This window comes from Streptomyces sp. Tek67B01, assembly GCF_055231995.1.
Genome location: NZ_JBUYUY010000001.1, coordinates 6,302,031 through 6,316,568 on the forward strand (window position 1 = coordinate 6,302,031; position 14,538 = coordinate 6,316,568).

Consider the following 14,538-nt stretch of genomic DNA (forward strand, 5'->3'; position numbering starts at 1 on the left):
CGGCCCCGTAGGTCAGGCGAGCGAGGGGACCGCCCCGCACTCCGCCCAGGTGACGTCGACGCCCGGCAGCCCCCGGGACCAGGGGGCGGCGACGCGAGCGAGCCGGGCCGCGTCCGGCGGGCGGGTTCCGAGGCCGATCGCGTACCGGGCCAGGGCGTCGCCGCGTTCGAAGGGGCGGGGCCAGGCATGGGCGTCGGGCAGACCGGCGTCCGCGAGGTCGCCGAGCAGGGCGCGCAGACGACCCCGCGTCCGGCCCAGGTTCTCCTCGAACTCCGTCGGCCCCGCGCCCCGTACGGTCACGACCGCCCACGCCGCGTGCCGCCGGTGCGGCGGGGCGGGCGGGGCGGGCGCGAGGCGGCAGGGGTCGTCCTCCAGACACTCCCAGGTGGCGTACAGCTCCCGCACCAGCAGGTCCCGCAGGCCGGGGCCCACCTGGGCCGTGCAACGGCGGACGGGGTGGGAGGGCGTGAGCACGCTGACGGCCGCGTCGGCATCCTCACCGATCTCCTCTCGCTGCGGGCGGGTGCCGGCGCCGGTGCCGGCGCCGGCCCGCGGGTGTGGGGCCGCGGCCACGTCCACGGCCGCGTCCGCGCCGCTCGGCGCGCTCAGGGCGACCGGGACGCGCCAGTCCCATGCCGCCCAGGTGGCGAAGAACTCCCGCAGCAGGGCGGCGGGGGCCAGGTCGCCGGCGTCCGCCACGGTGCGCGCCGCCAGGACCGCCCAGGCGAGCCCCGGCAGGCCGCCGAACGGCGCGGAGTCCAGACCGCGGGCCCGGGCCCAGGACTTCACCTCGCGCGCCAGCCACGCGAACGCCTCGGACCGCGGACCCACGAAGTCCCGTACCGCGTCGGCGTCACTCACCGCGCCGAGCGCCATCGCCGCCGCCTCGCCCAGCCCGGCCCGCCGGGGCACCGCCTCCGCCGGGGCCGTTCCCCCCGTGAACACGGCCACCAGGTCCACGTCGAGCCGGTCCACCCGGAACCGCAGGCCCGGCACCCGCGCTCCGGTGACCGACCGGACGCGGGCCTCCGGCAGCGCGGCGGCGATCCTCTCCCGCAACCGCTCTGCGGACTCCTCGCCCGGCAGGGCCGCCACCAGGTCCAGGTCCGCCCCCGGCAGCTCGCAACCCATGCGCCGCGAACCGGCCAGGTGCACCGTGCCCCCGGGAAGCGCCGCCGCGATCCGTGCGGCGACCGCCTCGGCGGTGTCAGGCCCGGCGGCGGGCGTTACCGCGGTGTCAGGCCCGGCGGAGGGCGTCCCGGCGGAGGGCGTCCCGGCGGCGACCGGACCGGCGGTGTTCGGTCCGGAGGTGTTCGGCCCGGCGGTCGCCGCGTACCGAGGTGACGGCGCCTCCTCGGGAAGCCACCGCACCGACCCCGTCCCCAGATCCACGGTCGCCCGTACCCGCATCGGCTCGTCCCCGCGCCGCGACAGCACCGCCAGCGATCCGACCCGCGCCGCCGAACCCCCGTCCGTCAGCCGGGCCTCGAACTCGCGGACCGCCCGCTGTGGATCGCGGCTGCGCCCCAGCGTCAGGTGCGGGGTGAAGCCCCGTACGTCCGTCTCCCGCCCGCGACACCCGGGGAAGCGCTCCACCAGCGCCCGCCGCAACTCCTGCCAGGCCGCGTCACCGTCGGCCGCCGGGTCCAGCCACAAGGTGGCGTCCTCGCGGTGCCCGAAGCTGTGCACCCCGGCGAGCCGGGCGGTGAACGGGACGGTCCGCGCGGCCACTTCGGCAACCAGTGGCAGCGCCTCCTCGAAGGAGGACTCCGGCACGAAGCCGAACAGCAGGTTCACGTGCGGCGGCCACCGGTCGGCGCCCGGGTCGTGCTCCCGCCGCAGCGCGTCCACGAGGGGATCGGGCGGTGGCAACCAGGCCACCGCCGTCCGCGCGGTCGCCGGTACGTCGAGGGAGCCGCCCGAGCCGTCCGCCCCGAACTCGACCGTGGCCTCCACCCCGTAGTGGTCGGAGACGAACAGTCCCTCGGCGGTGGGGGAGTCGCCCCGCAGCGCGGCCTCACGCACCCGCGCGCCCGCCGACCGCAGCAGGACGCGGTCCAGCCGGGCCGCCCGCCCCGACAGTGAACCCACCGCCGCCAGCGGATTGGCCACCGGATCGAAGGTCGGGGTGTCGTCCGCCGGGCCGTGTACGTCGCTCCACGCGTCCCGCAGGCCGAGCGCGACGGCCGGTCCCTCCGCCCCGGACCGGCCGTCGTTGAAGTCGCCGAGCAGAGCCAAGGAGGCCTCGACACCGCCCAGCCCCTCGGCCAGCCGCGCGAGTTCGGCCGCGCGCCGCTCCGCGCCGCGCTCGGTGTGGTCGCTGGTCAGGTGGGTCGCGGCCACCACCAGGGGGCCGGCCGCCGTGTCGACGGTGACGGCGGTGACCGCCTTGTGCGGGCCCAGCGCGTGCAGCGCCGCCTCGCGCACCGGCAGCCGGCTCAGCAGCAGCAACCCGCTGTCGGCGACATCGGCGCACCCCGGGTCGGTGCCCAGGGTGTAGCGGTCCCGCACCCACGGCTGCGCCAACAGCAGTCCGAGCAGGGCGGGTTCGACCTCCTGGAGCGCGATCACGTCCGCGTCCGCGGCGGCCAGGTCGGCCAGCAACAGGGGCCTGCGCCGGGCGGTCGCGATGCGCGGGGCGTCGTAGCGGTCCCACAGCGTGTTCCAGGTGAGCAGCCGCACCCGCGCCGGGCCGGCCGATCTCCCGGCGCCGGGCCCGTCCGACGGCCGCCAGGCCCCGCCGTCCGCCGGGTCCCAGGCGTACGGGGTGCGGGCGGTGAAGAACGGCGCCCGCAGCAACCGGGGATCGCGCACCCGCCCGGCCCGCGACACGTCGATCCGGTCCACACCGGTGGCCCGGTCCCACACCAGCTCGCCATCCGCCTCCACGAACAGCACCCGGTGCCAGGGGATGTCGCCGCCCGGCACGAAGGACGGCAGCGGAACCCGCTTGGGGGCGGCACCGCGCTGGAGCAGCCCCAGCGTGAACCGCGCCGGGTCGAAGCGGGGGTCCCAGCGGACCTGGTGGTAGAGCTCCTCGCTGGTACGCATCAGCCGACCCCGTCCGCTACGGCGGCGTCCGCCGCGGTTCGTCCCGTCTCCGCCGGGGCGGTCCCGGCATCCGTCGGGCCGATGGACCCGGCCGTGTCGCCGACCGTCCCGTCGGCTCCGACGTACCACGTCAGGTGCGCCTCGCCCGGGTACGGCGGCGTGAACCGGCGCAGCTGCGACGCCAGCACGCCCTCCGGTACGCGATGCGCCCGCGACGCGTTGCGCCGCAACAACTCCTCCTCCTCGACCCACACCACGGCGTGCGTGACCAGCGCGTCCCGGCGGCGCGCGACCGCCCCGGCCAGGCCCCGCTGCTGCCGGGTGAGGGAAGTGGCGTCCCACACCACCGTTCCGCCGGTGTGCGCGGCGGCCGCCAGAGCGGTGTCCAGCCGGCCCAGGCCCTCGCGCAGGACGTCGGCGTTGGCCCGTTGGTCGGAGCGCGAACCCCGGGCGGTGCGCAGATCGTCGAGACTGACGTACGCCTCCACACCGGCCAGGCTCCCGGCGAAGGTGCTCTTCCCGCTGCCCGAGGGCCCGCACAACTGCACGAGGTGCGGGAAGGCGCCGTCGCGCCGGCGCCAGGTCGCGGCGACCGCCTCCTCGGCGGTGCTCAGCCGGCCCTGCCCGAACGCCTCCCGCGCCTGCGCCCAGCAGCGGTCGGCGGCGCGCTGCCCGAGCCCGACGAGGGCCTCCCGAAGCCCCCGGCGCAACGGCCCCAGCGGGTCGGGCCCCAGCAGCCCGGCGTCCTCCGCGTACAGCGCCGACCACTCCACGCACTCCCGCCCCGCGGTGTCCCCGGACTGCCCCAGCGCCCCGGCGAGCGCGTGCAGCACGCCCAGGTCGGCGGCCTCGGCCAACCGGACCAGCCCGGCCCGCCGCTCGGTGTCCGGGAACGGCCGGCGCAGCACCGGGTACAGGCCCACCAGGTCGGCCACCCGCCGGGCCGTCGGCATCCCGAGCGGTCCGGCGGCCAGTCTCGGACCCAGCCGGGCCCGTGGCAGGCCGTGCAGCGCGGCGGCGAGCACCCCGGTCAGCCGGCTCTCCCCGGTGCGCCCCAGCCCGTCCAACCGGACGGCCACCTCGGCCACGGCCTCGGTCACGGCCTCGGTCACCATCTCCGTGACGGAGGCCGACCCGCAGGACGCGGCTTCCGGCGCCGGCCCGGACTCCACCCCGAGCGCGCCGATCAGGGCCGCCGTATCCGGCTCGGACCCGGACCGGACCGCCCAGAGCGCGGCGGTCGGCCCGAGCCCGTTGGGCACGACCGGCGCGTACATCCAGTGCGTGTCGGTCCGCACGTGCCCGCCGCGCACCCACTTGGCCACGCGGCGCCCGAAGTCGGCGCGCGTGAAGCCGTCGACGGTCCGTACGACGTACCCCTCCTGGCGTGTGGTGTCGATCCGCAGCCGGCGCAGCGCCCGTTCGTCGTAGACGCCCCGCCACAGCACGCGCGGGGTCGGGACGCCCAGTCGCCGAAGGAAGCCCACGGTCCGGTCCCAGTCCAGGCAGTGGTCGCCGTCCCACACCGAGAACCCGTAGAACCAGCTCTCCAGATCCTCGTACGGGAGGGAGTGCCGGGCGTACAGGTTCTCCCCGCACACCCGCCGGCCCGCCGGTATCCCCGGGCCGATGCGGCCCTGGAGGCCCTTGACCCAGGCGCGGGAGGGGTGGTGCCCCGAATCGAGGGAGCGGGCGTGCAGTCCGTCCCGGTAGAGGGTGGTGTTCTCCCCGTCGAGCTTCTCGGTGACGACGACCTCCCGCCCGGCCAGTGCGACCGGACCGGACACCCGCACGTCATCCGGGGTGGCCCCGGGGGACCAGGGCAGGTGCGCCGTACGTGGGTAATGCGTGCGCATGGTCCGCTCCTGCCCGACGACGTCCTCCACCGTCACTCTAGGTAGGGGGCGCCGGCGGATCCACCCGATATCGCGGCCGACCGGACTTTGCCGACAGGACCTACGGTCGCCGCCCGGCCCACGCCACCAGCCGGTCGATCGCGGGAGCGTCCTCGGGCACCGGGACGACCTCCCCGAAGGGTACCGGCCCACCCCGCGTGCCGGCCGGCAGGGAGCGGCGTACGACCTCCAGCACCCGCTCCGCCAGAGCGGGGTCCCATGCGGGGTGCTGCCCGGTCGCCCGCGCCAGGTCCCAGGTGTGCACGGTGAGTTCGTTGGTGTAGATCAGCGCGCCCACAGCCCCGGGCTTCGGCCCGACCGGCAGCCGCAGCTCCCGGCCGAGAATGCCCTCGTCCGCCCACACGGCCTCCGCCTCCGCGGCGGCCGGTCCCCAGGCCTGCGCCCAAGCGCCGTCGGGCAGTTCGTCCGCGAAGGACGGCACGCTGAACGGGTCCTCGCCCCGCCCGATCACGGCGATGCGTCGCAGGACGGCCACGAGGTGGCTCGACAGCCGCCGTACGTCGAAGTCGTCGCAGGGGGTGGGGGAGTCGTACTGGTCGGGGCGGACGGAGGCGAGGGTGCGCCCGGCGAGCGCGATGGCCGCCGAGAGGTCCCGGCGGGGGTCGAAGGCAAGGGCGGACGGGGTCAGCGGGGCAGCGAGCTGCGCGGTGTTCTCGTTCATGCGCTCATCCTGACGGCTAAAGTGGCCACCTTCCGGCCAGTTTTACGGGCCGTTCTCGCGGGGTGACTTCGGCCGGAGGCAGTGAACTGTGAACGAGGGCGCATGAGGGCCGACCGCCTGGTGGCGACCTTGCTGTTCCTCCAGGAGCGCGGCCGGGTCACGGTGGCGGAGGTCGCCGCCGAGCTGGAGGTGTCCGAGCGCACCGCCCGCCGCGACCTGGAGGCCTTGGCCGCTTCGGGCATCCCCGTCTACTCCCGACGCGGCCGGGGCGGCGGCTGGTCCCTGGTCGGCGGGGCGCGCACCAACCTGACCGGCCTGACCGCCACCGAGATCCGGGCGCTGTTCCTGCTCACCGGTCCGCTCGCCGCGACCCCGGAACTACGCACCACCTTGCGCAAGTTGGTACGCGCCCTGCCACCGCGACTGCGCTCGGACGCCGAGGCCGCCGCCCGCGCCGGCATCACCGACGACACGGACTGGTCCCGCAATGCCGCCACGGCGCAGGGGGACCACCGCGCGCTGCTCCAGAGCGCCGTGGTGGAGGGGGAGCGGGTCCGGCTCGGGTACACGGGGGTGGACAAGCCGCCGGGGGTGCGGTTGGTCGATCCCCTCGGGCTCGTCACCAAGGCGGGGGTCGACTACCTCGTCGCGGGCACGGAGGCGGGTCTGCGAACCTTCCGGCTCAGCCGGGTCACCTCGGTGGAACCCACCGGCGAACCGGTGGTGCGCCCGCCGGACTTCGACCTGGCATCGGTGTGGCGCGAGCGGGCGGAAGTCATCGAGAGCGGCATGTTCGCGGTCACGGCACGGGCCCGGGTCGCCCCCGGGGCGCTGGCCCGCCTGGAGCGCCTTCTGAGAGGCCGGGTCACGGTCGGGGAAACGCCGGCCGACGGCTGGACGGAGGTCCGCATCGACGGACCGGCCCACCGCGCACTGGCCGCCCAACTCGCCGGGTTCGGCGCGTGGGTCGAGGTCCTGGAACCGCCCGAACTGCGTCGGACACTGGCCGCGATAGGAGCCGAACTGTCCGCGCTGTACGCGCCCGACCCCCCGCCCTGACGACCGGCGGCCCGCCAGGGCCTCGCCGCCCCCCCGCTGCCGGCGGCTGGCGCTCGGCCACACCGACCGCCGGGTCAACTTCGGCCGGCCGTGAACCGTTCGACAGCTCCGAGCACATGGTCGCGGGTCGTCGTACCGCCCAGGTGGCCCGCGTCCTCGACGACGACCAGCTCCGCGTCGGGCCAGACGCGGGAGAGCTCCCATGCGGTGTTCAGGGGTCCGGCCATGTCGAGTCGGCCGTGGACGAGGACGCCGGGGATGCCGGCCAGGCGGCCCGCGTCGCGAAGCAGCGCCCCTTCCTCCAGCCAGGCCCCGTGGGAGAAGTAGTGGGCGCAGATACGCGCCAGCGCCAGCCGGGCGGCCGGGGGCCGATCGCCGTACGGGCGGTAAGCGCCCTTCGTCTCGCCCGACAGCACCGCGTCCTCCCAGGCGCACCAGTCGGCTGTCGCCCTGTTCCGGACGGCCTCGTCGGGGTGCTCCATCAAGCGGGCATAGGCCCCGACGATGTCACCGTCGGGAGGTGTGCCCGGCACGCCGGCGAGGAACCGCTCCCACTGCTCGGGGAAGAACCGGCCGACGCCCCGGTAGAGCCAGTCGATCTCCGAGCGTCGGGTTGTGGTGACGCTTGAGACGACGATCTCCGTCACCCGCCCCGGGTGTTGTTCGGCGTAGGCCAGGAGGAGCGTCGATCCCCACGAGCCGCCGTACAACAGCCAGCGGTCGATGCCCAGGTGTCGCCGGAGCCGCTCCATGTCGGCGATCAGGTGCCCCGTGGTGTTGTGCCGCATCTCCGTCGTGGGGTCGCTCGCGTGGGGCGTACTGCGGCCGCAGTTCCGTTGGTCGAACAGCACCACGCGGTACCTCCGCGGATCGAAGTACCGGCGCGCGTCCGGGCCGCATCCCGATCCCGGGCCGCCGTGCACGACGAGCGCCGGCTTCCCCGCCGGGTTGCCGCAGGTCTCCCAGTACACGAGGTTGCCGTCACCGACGTCGAGCATCCCCTGGTCGTAGGGCTCGATCGGCGGATGGAGCTCAGTCAAGGCCGAACTCCCTCCAGGTCGGCGACCGATGACGCTTAGCGGAGGCGGCCCGCGCCGTCCGCCGACGGCCGTCCCGCCGTCGGCGTGTACCTGCACCGGCTGCGCCCCCAGCGGCCGGTCACGTGGTCGGACGGGCGGTTTTCAGGCCGCCTGTCCGCATCAGGGAAGCTAGCAAGATCGACATAATCAGGCAATAAGGAGGTATCGGAGCGGCAAAGTGGTGCAGTGGGTTCCGCATCAGGGTGGACGGGTGGGCGCCGTAACCGGAGGGCGGCGCGCGCTGTTGCACAACCGGCGGGTCCCCCCACGGCGAAACGGAGTCCCCATGCCCGAGCTGACCGATGACACCGGGCACGTCACCGGGCACGCCGCCGGGCACGGTGCCGAGGGCGCCGCCGGGCAGGCCGGCACCTGGATGACCCCGGCCGCGTACGGGGCCTCGCGCGCCGCGCTCTGGACGGGAGCGGTCGTCCTCGTCACCGACCCCGACGGCCGGGTGCTCGTCCAGACGGTCGACTACCGCCCTGACCGTCTGTTGCCCGGCGGCGCCGTGGACGCGGGCGAGTCGCCGTCCGCCGCTGCCGCCCGCGAGATGCGCGAAGAGCTCGGGATCGACGGCCACTACCCGCGCGGGCTCGCCGTCGACTGGATCCCCGCCGACACCCCCGGGTTCCCGCCCGAGATGGGCTTCCCCGGGGAGATCCTGTACGTCTACGACGGCGGCACCTGGACCCCCGACCGGATCGGGGCGGTCCGCCTCCCGACCCAGGAGATCACCGGCATCGGCTTCGTCGAGCCCGCCGACCTGCCGGCCCTGATGGACGCGGGCGACGCCCGACGGGCCCTGGCCGCCCTGCGCGCCCGGATCGCCGGCGCCGGCGCCGTGCTGCTGGAGGACGGCCGGCCGATCACCCCCCACGCCCTCGACCGGCTCGGCGTGCTGCGGACCCGACGCACCCCCGGGCGCGGCGCCTGGCACCCCGGCCCCGTACCCGCCGGGCTGCCCGTACGGGACCGCTCCGGGTGGCTGTTCGCCCCCGACGGCCGGGTCCTGCTGCTGATCGCCCGCGCGACCGGCGCCGCCCACCTGCCGCCCCCGTACGCCGAGCCCACGACCGGGGCCGCCCCACTCGGCTACCGGTACGCCGACCAGGGCGCCCACGCCCGCACCGTCGCCCGCCTCACGGCGGTGTCCGCGCACCGCGACCCCGCGTACGCACGGCTGCTGGCCACCCCCGAACAGGTCCGCGAGCTCAGCGACTGGGGCGCCGCCGGCCGTGCCGAACTGGCGGCCGTCCACGCGGCCCGCGCACAACTCTCGCTCCCCGCCCCACCCCGTGTCCCGCCCACCGAGCTGCCCCGCGAGGGCGCGCGCTGGTGACGGCCCCGGGTGGCGGCGCGTTCCCAATCCTGGTGCCGCGGGCCGCGGTCCCGCAGCATGGAGGCCATGAGCGACAGCGCGATCAACTACACCTTGTACGTCCAGGCCGACCCCGCCCGCGTGTGGCAGGCGCTGACGGAGCCCGCCCTCACGCGCCGCTACTGGGGCATGAGCTTCGAGACCGACTGGGCGGTGGGCTCGCGCATGGACTGGATCGAACGCGGAGCGCGCACCGGTGACCCGGCCCAGGTGGTGCTCGAATGCGTCCCGAACCGCAGGCTCTCCTACACCTGGCACACCTTCACCCCGCAGTGGGCCGCCGCGGTGGGCGTCGGCGAGGAGCTGCGGGCCGAGCTGGCCCGCGAGCGGCGCACGAAGGTCACGTACGAGATCGAGCCGGTCGGTGACACCCTCGCCCGACTGACCATCGTGCACGAGGGGTTCGAGCCCGGAGGCACCCTCATCGGCATGTGCGCGCGGGCCTGGCCGCTCCTGGCCTCCAGCCTCAAGACCCTGCTGGAAACCGGCGCCCCGCTGCCCGAACCCGGCCACGAGGGCGAGCAGGGCCACGGTGGCCACGAGGCCTACGAGCGCTGACCCGACCGTTTCCCGTCGGCGCGCGCGGCGTTCCCGGGCCCGGAACGCCCCCCGCCTCCCGCGTGCCCCCTGGGCGACGCCCGTTCCCGGCGGTCGTGTGGAATGGGGTGCATGGGGAGCAGCAGACACGAGACGCGCCGGGCGGGGAGCGGGCCTGAGGAGCCACCGGAGCGGTGGCGCTACGCCACGCACCTCGCGGCGCTCGCGGCCGCCTCCGGCGAGGCGGCCGAGGCGGAGGCGGTCGCAGTGGTCCTGCGCGACCCGGACCCGGTGATGGCCGAGAGCGCCGTCGTCACGCACCTGGACCGGCGGGCGGTACGCCTGCTCGCGGACGCGCGGTTCACCGGCTGGGCCAAGGCCATGGAGACGGCGCTCCACGGCCGCCGCTTCCCGTCCCGGCGGCTGCGCGAGTGGACCCTGCTCAAAACCATCGGCGCGGGCGAGTCCTGGTCCGCGCAGGACCTCACCGCCGCCTCCGACTGGTGCCAGCGCACGGCCGCCCAGACGGTGACCTCGTACGAGGCGCTGGGGGTGCTGGCCGCCTCGGCCCGCACGCACCGGGTGCGCGACGCCGCCGCCCGGCGGCTGCGCAGACGTGGAACCGTCTGACCGGGGGTGTCCGGGCAGCGGTGGAGCGAACCCGGCAGATCGTTATAAAGGCGGCTTATCGACCCGCCCGGAGCACGGATTGCGGACGCTCTCTCACCGAAGCCTCGTCACACGCGCGTTCGGGGGCATATGGTCGGCTCACCTGGCCGGGTATCAGCGTTGGACCATGCCATTCCGCTGGAGGATGACTCTCCGTGTCGCACCTTTCACAGGCTCCCGTCAGCACCCCGGAGGCCGAGCCCACTCCCCCCACCCCCCGCGCCTTCAGCGAGGTCAAGGGGTGGTTCTCAGCCTACGATCAGGTGCTCTTCGACTGGTTCCTGACCCGGCAGAACAGTGACGCCGCCTCCTCGGGCGATCTCCTGGAACTCGGCGCGTTCATGGGGAAGAGTGCGATCTTCCTGGCCGGATATCTGCGGGACGGTGAGGAGTTCACCGTCTGCGACCTCTTCGACTCGCCCCCGCCGGACGACGAGAACCTCAGCGAGGTGCGCGACTCGTACCCCACCCTCACCCGGCGCGGCTTCGAGACGAACTACCTGGCTTTCCACGAGAAGCTGCCCACTCTCATCCAGGCCCCGACCTCCGTGGTCGCCGACCGGGTGCGCGCCAAGAGCTGCCGCTTCATCCACATCGACGCCTCCCACCTCTACGAGCACGTCGTGCAGGACGTCGCGTCCTCCCGGCTGGTGGCCGCCCCGGACGCGGTGGTCGTCTTCGACGACTACCGCTCCGCCCACTGCCCCGGCGTCGCCGCGGCGGTGTGGGCCGCCGTCGTCACGGAGGGCCTGCGGGTGATCGCCGTCTCGGCGTCGAAGCTCTACGCCACCTGGGGCGACCCGGAGCCCCACCAGGCGGCGCTGCTGAGCTGGCTGGAGGGCCGCTCCGACCTGTGGCACGGCGTCGACATCGTCGCCGGCCGGCCGCTCGTGCGGATCGGCGACGAAGGGGTGATCCCGCTCGCACCGCCGAAGCCCTTGCACCCGGCCGAGGAGCCGCCCGCCTCGCCGCCCGCCACCACCGCCCCCGCCGCTGTCCGCAGGCCGCCGGCCCGCTGGCGCAAGCTGGCCAAGGACCTGCTCCCGCCGCTGGTCACCCGGGCGATCGTGGCCGCGCGCAGCCGCCGCCGCTGAACCCGGGCGCCGCGCGCGGCGGCGTCAGACGCCCTTGCGCACCCGCGCCGCGCGGCGCGCCTCGGCGGCCTGCCTGGCCTCGATGGTCTTACGGGACTCCTTGCCCTTGCCGGGCCGGCCGGGGCGGGTCCCGATGCCCCGGAAGCCGAGGTCCGAGCCGCTCGGCCGGCCCTTGGCGTCCGTCGGCGCCGAACCCGACAGGGGGACGCCGGACGGGGCCTTGGCGCCGGTGATCCGGCTGAGCGCCGCCTCGCCGGAGCGGACCTGCGTGATGGTCGGCCGGATCTTGGCGTCGGCCATCAGCCGGACGATGTCGCGGCGCTGGTTCGGGGTGATGAGCGTGACGACCTTGCCGGACTCGCCGGCCCGGGCCGTGCGGCCGCCGCGGTGCAGGTAGTCCTTGCTGTCGGCCGGCGGGTCCACGTTGACGACGAGGTCGAGGTCGTCGATGTGGATGCCGCGGGCCGCGACGTTCGTCGCGACCAGGACGTTGACCAGCCCGTCCTTGAACTGGCCGAGGGTCCGGGTGCGCTGGGGCTGCGACTTCCCGCTGTGCAGGCCCTCCGCGCGCACGCCCATCGCCCGCAGGTGCTTCACGAACTGGTCGACGCCGTGCTTGGTGTCCAGGAACATCAGCACCCGGCCCTCGCGCGCGGCGATCTCCGTCGCGGCGGAGATCTTGTCCGCCGCGTGGATGTGCAGGACGTGGTGGTCCATCGTCCCCACCGAGGCGGACTGCGGGTCGACCGAGTGCGAGACCGGGTCCTTCAGGTAGCGCCGCACCAACTGGTCCACATTGCGGTCCAGGGTCGCGGAGAACAGCATCCGCTGACCGGCGTGGTGCACCTGGTCCAAGATCTCCGTGACCTGAGGCATGAACCCCATGTCGCACATCTGGTCCGCCTCGTCGAGGACCGTGATCCGTACCCGCTCCAAGTGGACGTCACGCCGCCCGACGAGGTCGCTGAGGCGCCCCGGGGTGGCCACGACGACCTCCACGCCCGTGCGCAGCGCGCCGGACTGCCGGCCGATCGACAGACCGCCGACGACGGTCGCCATCCGCAGCTTCAGGGCCCTCGCGTAGGGGTCCAGCGCCTCCGTCACCTGCTGCGCCAGTTCCCGGGTCGGTACGAGGACCAGGGCGAGCGGCCGCTTCGGGTCCGCCTGCTGTCCCGCCGTCCGGGCCAGCAGGGCCAGCCCGAAGGCGAGGGTCTTGCCGGAGCCGGTGCGGCCTCGGCCCAGGATGTCCCGGCCGGCGAGGGAGTTGGGCAGCGTGGCGGCCTGGATCGGGAAGGGCTCGCGCACCCCCTGGTCGTCCATCGTCTTCACCAGCTCGACGGGCAGACCGAGCTCCGCGAACGACGCCACCGGCGCCAGCGCGGGCGAGACGGTCTTGGGCATGGCGAACTCGCCCTGCGGTCCCAGGGTCCGAGGGGCCTTGCCGGAGCCCTTGGCGCCCGGCTTGCCGCCTGCCTTGGCTCCTGCCTTGACGCCGAAACGCCCGTGAGCTGACGGGTTCTTCATGCAGAACCTTCCGTGAGGAGAGCGAGCGCGGCGCGGCGGCGCCCTGGGACGGCAACGAGCCGGGGCCCGTACCCCTCGGTACGGGCCCCGGCTCGTCGTACACGTCCGCACCGGGCGAGAGCGGCCCGCGCATCAAGTTTCCCGCCCATTTTACCAGTCGTGGGGCCCGGGCCCCGGCCGATGGGGGCCGCGCGGAGAACCGGTGGCCCGCCGCCGGGGAAGGGGGCCCTCACTCCTTTCACGGACAAGGCGGCCAGAAGTTCGAACGACCCCGGTTGGCCGCGCCTGGGGTGTGGCGCGCGGGGCGGTTGGGCACTATCGAGACGGCCGCGTATGTGGCCCGAGAGGCACGTTGAGAAGGATCAGTACCCATGGCAACTGGCACCGTGAAGTGGTTCAACTCGGAGAAGGGGTTCGGGTTCATCCAGCAGGACGACGGCGGTCCTGACGTGTTCGTGCACTTCTCCGCGATCCAGACCACCGGCTTCAAGGAGCTGGCGGAGGGCGCGAAGGTCGAGTACGACGTGACCCAGGGCCCCAAGGGTCCGCAGGCGGAGCAGGTGGTCCCCCTCCACTGACTCCGCTTCACGAGCCGAGCTGTTCGTGAGCCCCGCCGGAAGCGTTTCCGGCGGGGCTCACGCCGCTCACGGCCGGCCCGCCGCGTGCAGGGCGAGCAGCAGCCGCCAGAGCCGGTCCGCCAGCTCCGCGGCGGTGGCCGGGACGCGGGCGTGCAGCCAGTCCGCGAGGACGCCGGTGAAGGCGGCGGCCACGGCGGAGGCGACCAGGTCGGGGTGCGGCGCCCCGACGGCCACGCGCTCGGCGCGGGCGCGGGCGCGCAGCTCCCGGGACAAGCGCTCGCCCAGGGGACCGTGGCCGCCGGGCAGGAGCAGCCCCCGGTACAGCGGCCCCCGCTCCGCCGCGTCGGAGAGGAATCCGGCCAGCGCGGCCGGCGGGGCCGCCGGGGGGAGCGCCGCCTGATCCGTCTGCCAGGCGTGCAGGGCGTCCACCGCCGCGTGCACGACATCCGCGCACGCGTCCACGGCGAGCGCGGTGAGGTCCTCGTAGTGCAGGTAGAAGGTGGCACGGCCGACCCCGGCGCGGCGCACCACGGCCGAGACGCTCACCTCTGGCAGCGACCGGTCCGCGCACTCGACGAGCAGTGCCTCGCGCAGTCTGGCCTTCGTGCGCGCCGTGCGCGGGTCCTCGCCGCTCACGACGCGAGCAGCGCCGCGCCCAGGGCGAGGGCTCCGGGCAGGGCTTGGGCGATCAGGATGCGACGGTTGGCGGTCGCCGCCCCGTACACCCCCGCGACGATCACGCAGACCAGGAAGAACACCTGGGTGGCGAGCGAGTCGATGACCAGCCCCCAGACCAGCCCGGCGGCGAGGAAGCCGTTGTAGAGCCCCTGGTTCGCGGCCAAGGGCGCGGTCAGCCTCGCGGTGGCCGCGTCGAAGCCGGACAACGCGCGCCCGGGGGCCCGCTCCCACAGGAACATCTCCAGCACCAGGAAGTACGCGTGCAGCGCGGCGACGACGCCGATCAGGATGTGAGCGACGGTGTGCACGGC

At 75.0% G+C, this 14,538-nt stretch carries 13 protein-coding genes; 6 read left to right on the top strand and 7 right to left on the bottom strand.

The window, feature by feature from the left end; all coding sequences use genetic code 11:
• Positions 1-12: 12 nt before the first annotated feature.
• The 3 genes from ACV7NM_RS28470 to ACV7NM_RS28480 all read right to left on the bottom strand — a co-directional run bounded on the left by ACV7NM_RS28470 (position 13) and on the right by ACV7NM_RS28480 (position 5,628).
• Entirely contained in the window at positions 13-3,051 is a 3,039-nt protein-coding gene (locus ACV7NM_RS28470) for a poly(A) polymerase (protein ID WP_463412956.1), read from the bottom strand.
• The gene (locus ACV7NM_RS28475) at positions 3,051-4,907 is read right to left on the bottom strand and encodes an RNA ligase family protein (protein WP_463412957.1); all 1,857 of its coding nucleotides are present in this window, start codon (positions 4,905-4,907) and stop codon (positions 3,051-3,053) included. The genes ACV7NM_RS28470 and ACV7NM_RS28475 overlap by 1 nt, the downstream gene beginning before the upstream one ends.
• 100 nt (positions 4,908-5,007) lie before the next feature.
• On the bottom strand, positions 5,008-5,628 hold the full coding sequence (locus tag ACV7NM_RS28480; protein ID WP_463412958.1) for a TIGR03086 family metal-binding protein: 621 nt from the start codon (positions 5,626-5,628) through the stop codon (positions 5,008-5,010).
• A gap of 102 nt (positions 5,629-5,730) precedes the next feature.
• On the opposite strand from ACV7NM_RS28480, the gene ACV7NM_RS28485 reads away from it, so the two are divergent.
• A complete protein-coding gene (locus ACV7NM_RS28485) occupies positions 5,731-6,687 on the top strand; it encodes a helix-turn-helix transcriptional regulator (protein WP_463412959.1) in 957 nt (318 codons plus the stop codon).
• 74 nt (positions 6,688-6,761) lie between these two features.
• On the opposite strand, the gene pip is transcribed toward ACV7NM_RS28485, so the two are convergent.
• Entirely contained in the window at positions 6,762-7,727 is a 966-nt protein-coding gene (gene pip / locus ACV7NM_RS28490) for a prolyl aminopeptidase (RefSeq protein ID WP_463412960.1), read from the bottom strand.
• A gap of 325 nt (positions 7,728-8,052) precedes the next feature.
• On the opposite strand from pip, the gene ACV7NM_RS28495 reads away from it, so the two are divergent.
• The 4 genes from ACV7NM_RS28495 (at position 8,053) to ACV7NM_RS28510 (ending at position 11,447) form a co-directional block, all read left to right on the top strand.
• Positions 8,053-9,108, top strand: coding sequence for an NUDIX domain-containing protein (locus ACV7NM_RS28495; protein ID WP_463412961.1), 1,056 nt, complete (start codon positions 8,053-8,055; stop codon positions 9,106-9,108).
• A 66-nt stretch (positions 9,109-9,174) separates the two neighbouring features.
• Complete coding sequence (locus ACV7NM_RS28500; RefSeq protein ID WP_463412962.1) at positions 9,175-9,705, top strand: SRPBCC domain-containing protein; 531 nt, start codon at positions 9,175-9,177, stop codon at positions 9,703-9,705.
• Positions 9,706-9,816: 111 nt separating this feature from the next.
• Positions 9,817-10,314: a hypothetical protein gene (locus tag ACV7NM_RS28505; protein ID WP_463412963.1), complete on the top strand. Its 498-nt coding sequence runs from the start codon at positions 9,817-9,819 to the stop codon at positions 10,312-10,314.
• A 194-nt stretch (positions 10,315-10,508) separates the two neighbouring features.
• Positions 10,509-11,447, top strand: coding sequence for a class I SAM-dependent methyltransferase (locus ACV7NM_RS28510; protein ID WP_463412964.1), 939 nt, complete (start codon positions 10,509-10,511; stop codon positions 11,445-11,447).
• Positions 11,448-11,471: 24 nt separating this feature from the next.
• On the opposite strand, the gene ACV7NM_RS28515 is transcribed toward ACV7NM_RS28510, so the two are convergent.
• Positions 11,472-12,971 carry a DEAD/DEAH box helicase gene (locus tag ACV7NM_RS28515; protein WP_463412965.1) on the bottom strand — a complete coding sequence of 500 codons (1,500 nt, stop codon included), beginning with the start codon at positions 12,969-12,971 and terminating at the stop codon, positions 11,472-11,474.
• Positions 12,972-13,342: 371 nt separating this feature from the next.
• Here ACV7NM_RS28515 and ACV7NM_RS28520 point away from each other — a divergent pair, with 371 nt between their 5' ends.
• On the top strand, positions 13,343-13,549 hold the full coding sequence (locus ACV7NM_RS28520) for a cold-shock protein (RefSeq protein WP_463412966.1): 207 nt from the start codon (positions 13,343-13,345) through the stop codon (positions 13,547-13,549).
• Between the two features lie 66 nt (positions 13,550-13,615).
• On the opposite strand, the gene ACV7NM_RS28525 is transcribed toward ACV7NM_RS28520, so the two are convergent.
• Positions 13,616-14,185 carry a TetR/AcrR family transcriptional regulator gene (locus tag ACV7NM_RS28525; RefSeq protein WP_463412967.1) on the bottom strand — a complete coding sequence of 190 codons (570 nt, stop codon included), beginning with the start codon at positions 14,183-14,185 and terminating at the stop codon, positions 13,616-13,618.
• A complete protein-coding gene (locus tag ACV7NM_RS28530) occupies positions 14,182-14,535 on the bottom strand; it encodes a DUF1304 domain-containing protein (protein ID WP_463412968.1) in 354 nt (117 codons plus the stop codon). The genes ACV7NM_RS28525 and ACV7NM_RS28530 overlap by 4 nt, the downstream gene beginning before the upstream one ends.
• Positions 14,536-14,538: the final 3 nt, after the last annotated feature.

Excerpts from the sequence above, each read along its gene's own strand:
- ACV7NM_RS28500 (WP_463412962.1), top strand. The coding sequence starts at position 9,175 with ATGAGCGACAGCGCGATCAACTACACCTTGTACGTCCAGGCCGACCCC.
- ACV7NM_RS28475 (WP_463412957.1), bottom strand. The coding sequence starts at position 4,907 with ATGCGCACGCATTACCCACGTACGGCGCACCTGCCCTGGTCCCCCGGG.
- ACV7NM_RS28515 (WP_463412965.1), bottom strand. The coding sequence starts at position 12,971 with ATGAAGAACCCGTCAGCTCACGGGCGTTTCGGCGTCAAGGCAGGAGCC.
- ACV7NM_RS28505 (WP_463412963.1), top strand. The coding sequence starts at position 9,817 with ATGGGGAGCAGCAGACACGAGACGCGCCGGGCGGGGAGCGGGCCTGAG.
- ACV7NM_RS28520 (WP_463412966.1), top strand. The coding sequence starts at position 13,343 with ATGGCAACTGGCACCGTGAAGTGGTTCAACTCGGAGAAGGGGTTCGGG.
- ACV7NM_RS28470 (WP_463412956.1), bottom strand. The coding sequence starts at position 3,051 with ATGCGTACCAGCGAGGAGCTCTACCACCAGGTCCGCTGGGACCCCCGC.
- ACV7NM_RS28495 (WP_463412961.1), top strand. The coding sequence starts at position 8,053 with ATGCCCGAGCTGACCGATGACACCGGGCACGTCACCGGGCACGCCGCC.
- ACV7NM_RS28485 (WP_463412959.1), top strand. The coding sequence starts at position 5,731 with ATGAGGGCCGACCGCCTGGTGGCGACCTTGCTGTTCCTCCAGGAGCGC.
- ACV7NM_RS28480 (WP_463412958.1), bottom strand. The coding sequence starts at position 5,628 with ATGAACGAGAACACCGCGCAGCTCGCTGCCCCGCTGACCCCGTCCGCC.